10 protein-coding genes are annotated in these 11881 nt (G+C 63.5%); 1 reads left to right on the forward strand and 9 read right to left on the reverse strand.

Translation table 11 applies throughout. The annotated features are described in order from the left end of the window. Positions 1 to 721 (reverse strand): carbohydate-binding domain-containing protein (locus NK214_RS19165; protein WP_253315243.1); only part of this gene is annotated, 721 nt, incomplete at its 3' end. A 282-nt stretch (positions 722 to 1003) separates the two neighbouring features. On the opposite strand from NK214_RS19165, the gene NK214_RS19170 reads away from it, so the two are divergent. Beyond that, positions 1004 to 1681 (forward strand): DUF3313 domain-containing protein, encoded by a 678-nt coding sequence (locus tag NK214_RS19170; protein WP_227107495.1) that lies wholly within the window; start codon positions 1004 to 1006, stop codon positions 1679 to 1681. Positions 1682 to 1868: 187 nt separating this feature from the next. Here NK214_RS19170 and NK214_RS19175 read toward each other — a convergent pair whose 3' ends face one another. From NK214_RS19175 to rimP, 8 genes are all read right to left on the reverse strand, one after another. Further along, complete coding sequence (locus NK214_RS19175) at positions 1869 to 2408, reverse strand: STM3941 family protein (RefSeq protein WP_227107494.1); 540 nt, start codon at positions 2406 to 2408, stop codon at positions 1869 to 1871. Positions 2409 to 2493: 85 nt separating this feature from the next. Then, complete coding sequence (gene pnp, locus NK214_RS19180; RefSeq protein ID WP_107800117.1) at positions 2494 to 4638, reverse strand: polyribonucleotide nucleotidyltransferase; 2145 nt, start codon at positions 4636 to 4638, stop codon at positions 2494 to 2496. A 193-nt stretch (positions 4639 to 4831) separates the two neighbouring features. Further along, entirely contained in the window at positions 4832 to 5101 is a 270-nt protein-coding gene (gene rpsO, locus NK214_RS19185; protein ID WP_019104449.1) for a 30S ribosomal protein S15, read from the reverse strand. Positions 5102 to 5222: 121 nt separating this feature from the next. Continuing rightward, a complete protein-coding gene (gene truB / locus NK214_RS19190; protein WP_235089520.1) occupies positions 5223 to 6146 on the reverse strand; it encodes a tRNA pseudouridine(55) synthase TruB in 924 nt (307 codons plus the stop codon). Next, complete coding sequence (rbfA, locus tag NK214_RS19195; RefSeq protein ID WP_107800119.1) at positions 6143 to 6562, reverse strand: 30S ribosome-binding factor RbfA; 420 nt, start codon at positions 6560 to 6562, stop codon at positions 6143 to 6145. Before rbfA ends, truB begins: the two co-directional genes overlap by 4 nt. Positions 6563 to 6772: 210 nt before the next feature. Further along, positions 6773 to 9625 carry a translation initiation factor IF-2 gene (infB, locus tag NK214_RS19200; protein WP_253315244.1) on the reverse strand — a complete coding sequence of 951 codons (2853 nt, stop codon included), beginning with the start codon at positions 9623 to 9625 and terminating at the stop codon, positions 6773 to 6775. Positions 9626 to 9664: 39 nt separating this feature from the next. Further along, on the reverse strand, positions 9665 to 11143 hold the full coding sequence (gene nusA / locus NK214_RS19205) for a transcription termination factor NusA (protein WP_107799036.1): 1479 nt from the start codon (positions 11141 to 11143) through the stop codon (positions 9665 to 9667). Between the two features lie 51 nt (positions 11144 to 11194). After that, positions 11195 to 11620, reverse strand: coding sequence for a ribosome maturation factor RimP (rimP, locus tag NK214_RS19210; protein ID WP_048409119.1), 426 nt, complete (start codon positions 11618 to 11620; stop codon positions 11195 to 11197). Positions 11621 to 11881: the final 261 nt, after the last annotated feature.

Here is an 11881-nt window from a genome sequence, read left to right on the forward strand (position 1 = left end):
CGTCCGGAGCCAGCGCCGACAGCCGCCAGCTCAGCCCCGCGGCCGCCGTCTTGCCGCCGTCCGGCTTGACGCGCAGCGCGGCGGGAATCACCCGCGCGGCCACATCGGCGGCGGCCAGTTGCGGGCCGCGGCGCGCGAATTCGCGATAACGCTCGGCGGCGTCCATCAGGGGCCGCGCTTCGCCCGCCGGCGACTTCCATTCATCGCCCGGCAGCGGCAGCAGATAGCTGGCGTCGTCGTCGTCATTGCGCGCCAGCACCGCCGGCGCCTGGCCGTCGGTTACCAGATAGGGCCGCGGCAACACGTCGCTGTTGTGCAACATCCAGTACTCGGCCACCAAGGGCAGTTCCAGCTTGGCGCCGGCGGCGATGCCGGCGAAGCCGGGCTTGGGCGTCAGCCGGTACAGATCGCCGGTCAGATGACTCAGTTCGAAGTCAGGGCTGTCCAGCTTCAACAGCCGCCGGATGCTGTGCAGATACAAGGTCCAATCCTTGGCCGGCACCGCGACCGAGCCATGGTTTTGCAGGATCAGCCGCCCTTTCAGACAACTGCCCCAGTCCGCGCCCAGTTCCACGCAGCGCGCGCCGGCGGCCGCGCCCTTATTGCTGTCCACCGCCACCGCCAGCGACAGGTCCCGCGCCATCGCCGCGACATCCGGCTGCGCCCAAGCCAGCGCGCTGGCCGACAACAGGCCCGCCGCCAATAGTTGTTTCGTCCTCATGCTCACCTCTGCGATTTGCGTGGCGCGCCGCGCGGCGAAACGCTATCGCCGCGACTCCCAATCGTCATCCGCATGCCACCGTGGGCACAGGCTAACTGGTATTAATGTGGTATTCAATGCTCAAGATCAAAATCGCGCATCGCCCTGGCCGGCTGCTAGCATGATGATGGCGGAATGCAAAGATGTGTGAAGCCGGGGAACGCCCGCGCCGCGCCGCCGGTCTAGCCGCGGTTGCCGCAAGCATCGCCGCAAGCCTCATACCCCATGAAACAGGAACGCCTCATGCGCAAGACCCTCACCTTCGGCCTGCTGTTGCTGGCCGCCCTGCCCGCTCTGGCCCAAGACGCCGCGGCCCCGCAGACCGTGTTCAGCCTGCCGCTGACCGCCTTCAAGGCCGCGGACCGCGACGCCTCGCAAAAGCTGTACCGGGCGCCGGACGCGCAGCTGAGCGCTTACAAATCCATCGTGGTGGAACCGCTGTACTTCATGCGCCACCAGGCTGACGGCGATTGGCAATTGCTGCAGAGCGGCGAGGAAAACCGGATCGCCGCCTATTTTCAGCGGCGGATGACCGAGGAGTTGCACAAGGTCGGCATTCCGGTCAGCCGCGAGGCGCTGCCGGACAGCGCCCGCCTGCGCGTGGCCGTCACCGGCATGGCTCAGGAACGGCCGGGCGTGGAGCCGCTGGACATCCTGCCGATCAAGGCGGTGTTCAATCTGGGCCGGCTGGCCGCCGGCAAGGAACCCTATCTGACCAAGGTGGCCAGCATGGGACAACTGGAAGACGCCAATAACGGCAAGCTGCTGGCCGGCAGCGTCAATCTGCGCAAAAGCGACAAGAGCCGCCAGCGCGGCGAGGCGGTCAAGCTGGAAAGCCTGGAAAGCCTGATCGACGACTGGTGCCGCGACAGCGCCCGGCTATTGGCGCGCGGGATGGCCATCAAGCCGGCCCAGCCCTGAGAGCCGGCTTACGATCTGCTGCGCGTCGTCAAGCCTTACACGGTGTGTACGGCTTCAGAATGCTCATGCACCACTTGCACACTCCGCTTCTTCAGCCTCTCGCCTTAGCTCGCGAGATCGTCAACAGCCCCTGAGAACCAAGCCAAAACACGCCGAGGCGCAAAGCGCTCGGCGTGCGCGGCAATGACTAAGCCCACCCGGCGGGCGCCGAGCCATAGCGTTGATGATAGCGCCCAAGCAACGCGAGCAAATCATCGAAACTCGCCTGCAAGGCGGTGGAGGAAATGGCGATCGGACTGCCATAGCATATGAAATTGAAATGGCTGAATAGCCGCGCCACCGGTCCCAGCCGGCTCAGGTACTTGCCCGGCGCTCTCACCTTGATGATCAAAAACTGCTGACCGCGCCCCGCCGAGACTTCCCAGCCCACGATATCCGTCCATGCGATCAAGCCGACGGCGATCTGGCTGGAATGGTCCGACAGCCCCTGCGCGTTGAACACCAGGGCCGGCTTGCGCTGCAGGCATTGACGCAGGCCTAGCAGGCAGCAAGCGCCGAAGAAGACCATCGCCGCGCCTCCGGCGCCATAACGCCGGACCAGGCTGATATCCGTGTCCGGCGCAGTCCACATCGCATAGCCGACGGCGACAAAAGCCAGGCCGGCGACGATCAGCAACAGCACCTTGCCGCCGCCGAACTCAATACGCGTCTCATCCATCGCGCTCATCTCGCAGTCGTAAAAAACCCCCTGCCATGGCAGGGGGTGATGCTAGCCGGCGGCCGCTCCGCATCGGAGCGGCGCTCAGGCTGGCTTACTGGGTTTTCAGACCGAAGGAATCGGCAGTCGCCTGCGCGGTCTTGGCTTCTTCTTCCAGCAGGGCCTTGATGGACAGGCGGATGCGGCCGCGGTCGTCCATTTCGATGGCCTTGACCTTCACGACCTGGCCTTCTTTCAGATAGTCTGCCACGTTCTTGATGCGCTCGTTGGCGATCTGGGAAATGTGGACCAGACCATCTTTGCCCGGCAGGATGGACACGATGGCGCCGACGTTGTTGTCGAGGATCTTGACCACGGTGCCTTCGTACACCTTGCCCACTTCCACTTCAACGGTGATCTCTTCGATGCGCTTCTTGGCGGCTTCCGCGCCTTCGTTGCTGACCGAAGCGATGGTGATGGTGCCGTCTTCCTCGATATTGATCTCGCAGCCGGTGTCCTTGGTGATGGAGCGGATGGTTTCGCCGCCCTTGCCGATCACTTCGCGGATCTTGTCCGGGTTGATCTTCATCACGTACAGACGCGGAGCGTGAGCGGACAGCTCTTGCGGGCCGTCCACGGCTTCCTTCATCAGACCCAGGATGTGCATGCGGCCTTCTTTGGCCTGATCCAGCGCCACCTGCATGATTTCCTTGGTGATGCCCTGGATCTTGATGTCCATCTGCAGCGCGGTCACGCCTGCGGCGGTACCGGCCACTTTGAAGTCCATGTCGCCCAGGTGATCTTCATCGCCCAGGATGTCGGTCAGCACCGCGAAGCGGTTGCCTTCCAGGATCAGACCCATGGCGATGCCGGCCACGTGCGCCTTCAGCGGCACGCCGGCGGACAGCAGCGACAGGCAGCCGCCGCACACGGAAGCCATCGACGAGGAGCCGTTGGATTCGGTGATTTCCGACACCACGCGCATCGAGTAGCCGAATTCCGATTCCGGCGGCAGCACGGCAACCAGCGCGCGCTTGGCCAGGCGGCCGTGGCCGATTTCACGGCGCTTCGGCGGGCCCATGCGGCCGGCTTCGCCGGTGGAGTACGGCGGGAAGTTGTAATGCAGCATGAAGCGCTCGGTGTATTCGCCGGCCAGCGCGTCGATGATCTGCTCGTCCTGCTTGGTGCCCAGCGTGGTCACCACCATGGCTTGGGTTTCGCCGCGGGTGAACAGCGCGGAACCGTGGGTGCGCGGCAGCACGTTGTTGCGGATGCTGATCGGGCGCACGGTGCGGGTGTCGCGACCGTCGATGCGCGCATCGCCGGCCAGGATCTGGCCGCGAACGATTTCAGCTTCCAGGCCCTTGAAGATGCCCTTGATCTCATTGGCCTTCAGGGTGTCGGTGTTTTCGTCGATCAGACCGGCTTTGACCGCGCTCCAGGCTTCGTTGATGGCCACGGTGCGGGCTTGCTTCTGACGCAGGCGGAAGGCGTTGGCCAGTTGCTCGCCGGCGATGGCGCGCACTTGGGCGATCAGCGCTTCATCGGCCACCGGAGCGGCCCAGTCGAACATCACCGGGTTCACTTCGTCGGCCAGTTCGTTGATGGCCTTGATCGCGGCTTGCATCTGCTCGTGACCGAACACCACGGCGCCCAGCATCACGGCTTCCGGCAGTTCCTTGGCTTCGGATTCCACCATCAGCACCGCGCGCTCGGTACCGGCGACCACCAGATCCATTTCGGACGCGGCCAGCTCGGTGCGAGTCGGGTTCAGGATGTATTCGCCATTGGCGTAGCCCACGCGGGCGGCGCCGATCGGGCCGGCGAACGGCAGGCCGGAAATGGCCAGAGCGGCGGAAGCGCCGATCATCGCCGGAACGTCGGAATCCACTTCAGGATTCAGCGACATCACAGTGGCGACGATCTGCACGTCGTGGAAGAAGCCTTCCGGGAACAGCGGGCGGATCGGACGGTCGATCAGGCGGCTGGTCAGCACTTCCTTCTCGGACTGCTTGCCTTCGCGCTTGAAGAAGCCGCCCGGGATCTTGCCGGCGGCGTAGGTGCGCTCCAGGTAATCCACGGTCAGCGGGAAGAAGTCCTGGCCCGGCTTGACGTTCTTGCCGCCCACCACGGAGACCAGCACGACGGTGTCTTCAACGGAGACGATGACGGAACCAGACGCCTGACGGGCGACTTCGCCGGTTTCCAGGGTGACGGTGTGACGGCCGTACTGGAAAGACTTGGTGATTTTATTGAACACAGGGTTTCCCTATTTCTTTGTGTGTGACAAATAATCGCAAGCCGAAAAAACAACGGGAACCCCTAAAAATTCCGACCAACAGCGCCGATCCGAATTTTTAGAGGCTCCCCCCGTTGTTACAGCAATAATGCTCGCGATCTTGCATGCGGCATGAAAAAGTCGCAGCACGCTGCGACTTTTCCAAAACCCAACCTTACTTGCGCAGGCCCAGGCGAGCGATCAATGCGCGATAGCTATCGGCATCGGTGCGCTTCAGGTAATCCAGCAGACGACGGCGACGGCTTACCAGCTTCAACAGGCCACGACGGCTGTGGTGGTCCTTGGTGTTGGCTTTGAAGTGCGGGGTCAGGTCGTTGATGCGAGCGGTCAACAGAGCCACTTGCACTTCGGACGAACCGGTGTCGCCTTCGCTGCGCTGGAAGTCTTTAACGATGTCTGCTTTTTGAGCGGCGGTCATTGCCATTTGGGGTAACTCCAAATTATCAGTAGGGGTCTTTCAACCCGACAAGTGCAGCGAGCAGCCAAGGCCGAAACCCTCGCAACCCATCAACACTCCGGTAAAGCGGCCTTGCGGCCGTCGGCGTTCAAGACGTCGCCGTCTTGCTCGCCAGGAGCCGGATCGGATGCAGGCGACCATCGTCGCGCGCCTCGCCCAGCCCCAAGAATTCCCGGCTTCCCTCGCGGTAAATCCGGAAACGCTGCATTTTCGCACATTTTTCGGTAAAACGCACGGGCTGTCCGTGCATGAATTTACCGGCCTCCTCGGCCGCCAGTTCCGCCTCGGGCAGATGGCGCACCAGGATGTCCGCCGGCAACAGCAAGGCCTCGCGCTGCGGCATTTCCAGCGCTTCGATATCCGCCAGTTGCAAGGCCTCGTCCAGCGAAAAACCGCCGGTGGCGGTGCGGCGCAGGCCGGTCAGATGCGCGCCGCAGCCCAGGGCTTCGCCGATGTCGCAGGCCAGAGTGCGGATATAGGTGCCCTTGCTGCACAGCACCTCGATCACCGCGGTGTCGCCGTCCAGGCTGATCAACTCCAGCTTGCGGATATGCACCCGCCGCGCCTCGCGTTCGATTTCGATGCCGGCGCGCGCATACTCGTACAAGGGCTTGCCCTGGTGCTTGAGCGCCGAATACATCGGCGGCACCTGGGAAATTTCGCCGCGGAAGGCCGCCATCGCCGCCAGCAGGCCGTCGCGGTCGAAAGCCGCCGGACGTTCGGACACCACCTCGCCCTCCACGTCGCCGGTGGTGGTCACCACGCCGAACTTCACCGTGGCGCGGTAGCCCTTGTCCGCGTCCAGCAGATAGGAGGAAAACTTGGTGGCCTCGCCCAGGCAGACCGGCAGCAGGCCGGTGGCCAGCGGGTCCAGCACGCCGGTATGGCCGGCCTTGGCGGCGTTCAGCAGCCAGCGCGCCTTTTGCAGCGCGCCGTTGCTGGAGATGTCGTAAGGCTTGTCGATCAGCAGCACGCCGTCTATCAGGCGGCGATTGCTGCGCGGCTTGCTCATTCCTTGCCCTCGGCGCCGTCCTCGCCGGCCGCGGCTTCCTGGCCGCCGAACTTCTCGGCGTCCTCGCGCGCCACCTGATTGATCAGGCTGGTCATATGCATGCCGCGCTCCACCGATTCGTCGTAGACGAAGTGCAGCTGCGGCGTGGTGAAGATCTTGATGCTGCGGCCCAGCTCGGAGCGCAGATAGCCGGCCGAGCTTTCCAGCGCCTCCTGGGTGGCTTCGCGCGTCTTCTCGTCCATCACGGTGTAGAACACCTTGGCGTGCGAATAGTCGCGGGTCACTTGCACCAGGGTGATGGTGATCCAACCGGCGCGCGGATCTTTCAGGCCCTTGCGGGTCAGTTCCGCCAGTTCGCGCTGAATCTGCTCGGCGATGCGGTCGGAACGGGAGAAACCTTTTTTGGCTTTGGCCATAGCATTTCCAATAAATTGATTAATTAGCCACGGAAGCACACGGAACGGCACGGAAAGCGCGCATCGGCGGCGCGCCCCCTTGTCCACCGAATCAGGCCCCCTCATTCAGCGCCATTCATTCCGTGTACTTCCGTGGCTAATTCAAACAAGAAAAAAGGCGAGCGCCCGCCGACCTCACGGTCAGACCGGCGCCCGCCCTTGGCGTCTCGCTTACAGAGAGCGCGCCACTTCCACGATTTCGAACGCTTCCAGCTGGTCGCCTTCTTGGATGTCGTTGAAGTTTTTCAGCATCAGGCCGCATTCGTAGCCCTGCTTCACTTCCTTCACGTCGTCCTTGAAGCGCTTCAGGGAGTCCAGTTCGCCGGTGTGCACCACCACGTGATTGCGGATCAGACGGATCGAAGCGGTGCGCTTGATCATGCCGTCGGTCACCATGCAACCCGCGATATTGCCCACCTTGGACACCGGGATCACCTGACGGATTTCCACCGTGCCCAGGATCTGTTCTTTCTTCTCCGGAGCCAGCATGCCGGACAGCGCCGCTTTCACTTCGTCCACCGCATCATAGATGATGTTGTAGTAGCGGATGTCCACGCCTTCGCTCTCCGCCAGCTTGCGGGCGGCGGCGTCGGCACGGGTGTTGAAGCCGATCACGATGGCCTTGGAGGCGATCGCCAGGTTGACGTCGGATTCCGAGATGCCGCCCACGCCGGAGTGCAGGATGCCCACGCGCACTTCGTCGGTGGACAGCTTTTGCAAGCTGCCGGCCAGCGCTTCGTAGGAACCTTGCATGTCGGCCTTGATGATGATGGACAGGGTTTGCACCTCGCCCTCCGCCATCTGCGCGAACATATTCTCCAGCTTGGCCGCCTGCTGCTTGGCCAGACGCACGTCGCGGAACTTGCCGGCGCGGAACAGGGCGATTTCACGCGCCTTCTTCTCGTCGGTCAGCACCATCGCGTCTTCGCCGGCTTGCGGCACGTCGGACAGACCCAGGATCTCCACCGGAATCGCCGGACCGGCGGATTCGATGGCCTTGCCGTTTTCGTCCATCATCGCGCGGACGCGGCCGAAGGCGGTGCCGGCCAGTACCACGTCGCCCTTCTTCAGGGTGCCGGATTGAACCAGCAAGGTGGCCACCGGGCCGCGGCCCTTGTCGAGGCGAGCCTCGACGATGATGCCCTTGGCCGGCGCTTCCACCGGAGCCTTCAGCTCCAGCACTTCGGCTTGCAGCAGGATGGCTTCCAGCAGCGCGTCGATGTTCTGGCCCATTTTGGCCGACACTTCGACGAACTGAGTGTCGCCGCCCCAGTCTTCCGGCACCACTTCATGCGATACCAGTTCCTGACGGATGCGCTCGACGTTGGCGCCCTGCTTGTCGATCTTGTTCACCGCCACCACCATCGGCACCTTGGCCGCTTTGGCGTGGTGGATGGCTTCGATGGTTTGCGGCATCACGCCGTCGTCGGCCGCCACCACCAGCACCACGATGTCGGTGGCCTTGGCGCCGCGGGCACGCATCGCGGTAAACGCTTCGTGACCCGGGGTGTCCAGGAAGGTGATCATGCCGCGCGGGGTTTCCACGTGGTAAGCGCCGATGTGCTGAGTAATGCCGCCGGCTTCGCCCGCGGCGACCTTGGCGCGGCGGATGTAGTCCAGCAGCGAGGTCTTGCCGTGGTCGACGTGACCCATCACGGTCACCACCGGGGAGCGCGGCAGTTCCACGACTTCCACCGCGGACTCGGCGCCGCCCAGTTCCAGGTAGGCTTCCGGATCGTCGGCCTGAGCCGCCTTCGGCACGTGACCCATTTCTTCCACCACGATCATCGCGGTTTCCTGGTCCAGCACCTGGTTGATGGTCACCATCATGCCCATCTTCATCAGCGCCTTGATCACCTCGACGGCCTTGACGGCCATCTTGTGCGCCAGATCGGCGACGGAAATGGTTTCCGGCACCAGCACTTCATGCACGATGGGTTCGGTCGGCGCCTGGAAGGCGTGCTGATTGTTCTGCTTGTGACGGTTCTTGCCGCCGCGGGATTTCCAGTCGTTGCCGGCATCGCCGCCCTTGGTCCTCAGACCGCGGCCGCCCTTCTTGCCTTCGTCCCAGCGATCGCCGCCCTTCTTGCCGCCGCCGCCTTTCTTGGCGTCGGGACGGCCGGCCACGGTGGCCGGAACCGCCGGGGCGCCGGGCGCGCCGGCAGCAGCCGGGCGCGGACCGCGGTTATCGCCAGCCGGACGCGGGCCGCGGTTGTCGCCAGCCGGGCGCGGGCCGCGGTTGTCGCCGGCGCCGGCCGGACGACGGTCGTCGCGGCGCGGTTCTTCGCGGCGAGCCGGCGGCTCAGCGGCGCGCACCGGCTCGGGAGCCGGCGGCGGTTGCAAGGCGGCCTGGCGCGCGGCCTGGCGGCGCTCTTCGCGCTCGATCTTTTCGCGCATCAGCGCTTCCTGACGGGCGCGGAAAGCGGCCTGGCGCTTTTCCTCGGCTTCGCGAGCGGCGATTTCTTCCGGGCTCAGGATGGAGGCCACGGTCGGACGCTGCGCCGGAGCGGCCGGCTTGGGAGCGGCCGGTTTGGCGGCTTCCTGGCGCGGCGCTTCAGCCGGCTTGGGCTCGGGCTTGGCTTCCGCGGCTTGCGGAGCCGGTTCCGGCTTGGGCTCGGGCTTGATTTCCGGTTTCGGTTCGGGCTTGGCTTCCACCGCCGGAGCCGGCGCCGGTTCCGGCGCCTTCACCGGCTCGGCCGGGCTGGACTCGGCCGCGGCAGGCTGAGCCGCGGACGCCTCTTCCGGACGCACCACGAAGCGCTTCTTGCGGGTCTCCACCTTGACGGTGCTGCCGTCGGCGGTCTTGATCTCGCTGGTGGACTTGCGCGTCAGGGCGATGCGCGACTCTTCGTCGCGCGCGCCGTGGGAGCGCTTCAGATAGTCAAGAAGCTGGGACTTGTCTTGCGCGGATAGCGCGTCATCCGGCGAGCGTTTGCTCACGCCGGCCGCGCCCAGCTGTTCCAGCAGGCGTTCCGGTGTGAGGTTAAGCTCACTGGCAAATTGTTTTACGTTTGTCAAAACCATGCGTCTTCCCAAATTCTGTAAATTCTTTCCGGACAGGCCTTACTGGTCGAACCAGTGCTCGCGCGCCTTCATGATGACGGCGCGGGCGGTCTCGGCCTCCATGCCGGTCATGTCCACCAGATCGTCCACGGCCAAATCGGCCAGATCGTCGCGGGTGATCACGCCGCCTTCGGCCAGCTTGCGAACCAGCTCGGCGTCCAGGCCCTCGATATCGCGCAGGCCATCGGAAACGCTTTCCACCTTTTCTTCGGACGCAATAGCCTGTGTCAAAAGAGCGTCACGCGCGCGGATGCGCAGATCGTTGACCAGCTCCTCATCAAACCCTTCAATCTCCAGCATCTCCGCAATCGGCACATACGCCACTTCTTCCAAAGCGGCAAAGCCTTCTTGCACCAGTACGGCGGCGACGTCTTCGCTCACGCCCAGGGCGCTCACGAACAGATCACGCACGGCGGCGTCTTCCGCCTGATGCTTTTCTTCAGCCTCGGCAACGGTCATGATGTTGAGGTACCAGCCGGTCAACTCGGCGGCCAGCTTGACGTTCTGGCCGCTGCGGCCGATGGCCAGCGCCAGTTGCTCCTCCTCCACCACCACGTCCATGCTGTGGTTGTCTTCGTCCACCATGATGCGGCTGACTTCAGCCGGCGACAGCGCGTTGATCACGAACTGAGCCGGTTCCGGCGCCCACAGCACAATGTCGATGCGCTCGCCGCCCAGCTCCTGGCTGACCGACTGAACGCGGGAACCGCGCATGCCGATGCAGGTGCCCTGCGGATCGATGCGCGCGTCGTTGGCCTTGACGGCGATCTTGGCGCGCATGCCGGCGTCGCGCACGGCGGCCTTGATCTCCAGCAGGCCTTCGTCGATTTCCGGCACTTCCAGCTCGAACAGCTTGGTCAGGAAATCCGGAGAGGTGCGCGACAGCACCAGCTGCGGGCCGCGACCCAGACGATCGATGCGCAACAGGAAAGCCTTGACGCGGTCGCCCACGCGCAGGTTTTCCTTGGGGATCATCTGATCGCGCGGCAGCACCGCTTCCAGCTTGCCGCATTCCACGATGGCGTTGCCGCGCTCGATGCGTTTGATGGTGCCGGTCACCAGGTGCTCGCGGCGCTGCAGGAACTCGTTCAGCAGCTGCTCGCGCTCAGCGTCGCGAATGCGTTGCAGGATCACTTGCTTGGCGGTTTGCGCGCCGATGCGGCCAAACTCCACCGCCTCCATCGGCTCCTCGATGAACGCGCCCACTTCAATGCGCGGATCGCGCTCGCGCGCGTCGATTACGCCGATTTCCTTGCTTTCCGATTCCAGCAGTTCGTCTTCCACCACCAACCAGCGGCGGAAGGTCTGATATTGACCGCTGTGGCGGTCGATTTCGACGCGCACGTCCATCTCGTCATCGGTAAACTTTTTCTTGGTTGCCGAGGCAAGCGCCATCTCAAGGGCGGAGAACACCACATCCTTGCTGACATTCTTTTCGCTCGCCAGGGCATCCACCAGCAACAAAATCTCGCGACTCATTCATTCCTCTCCGATTTTTGTCCTTTTGCGTGGCTTATGGCCGTCCAGACATCAAAACTCAGGCTCCAGCCTGGCCTTGTCGATATTGGCAAACGGAATCGCCACGATGCGGCCATCCACATCCAGCTTCACAGAGTCTTCCTCGACCCCGGCAAGACGACCGGTAAATTTCTTCTGCTGCTCGATCGGCATGCGCGTCTTGATCTTGGCAAGCTTACCGGCGAAGCGGACGAAATCAGCCTCTTTCTTCAGCGGACGGTCCAAGCCCGGCGAAGACACTTCGAGTCGCTCGTAGTCGATGTTCTCGACCATGAAAAGGCGGGTGAAGTGATTGCTCACCTGGACGCAATCTTCCACGGTGATGCCACCCGGCTTGTCGATAAAAACGCGAAAACCGCCCCCTGGGGTCATTTCGAAATCGACCAACTCGTAGCCCAGACCCGGCAGGGTGTTTTCCAGCAGCAAACGAACATCCATTGCTTTTTCCACAAATAAAAAATGGGCGAAACGCCCATCCCTAACCGACGCGATTGTAACCTATTCCATTGAAAAAGAAAACCGGCGAACCGCCCGCCTCCAACGGGACCGGACGGCTGTTTGCGCCGGACTTCTTTGCGAGCGGTTCCAGTTACGGTACATTACCGGGCACTCAAACAGCAGTTTGACGTCATGAGCGGCCAAGCCGCCGCGACATAACAAATATATAGTCACCAAATAGGTACGACGCCCGCCGGCGCG

The organism is Chromobacterium sp. S0633 (assembly GCF_024158805.1).
GTDB lineage: Bacteria > Pseudomonadota > Gammaproteobacteria > Burkholderiales > Chromobacteriaceae > Chromobacterium.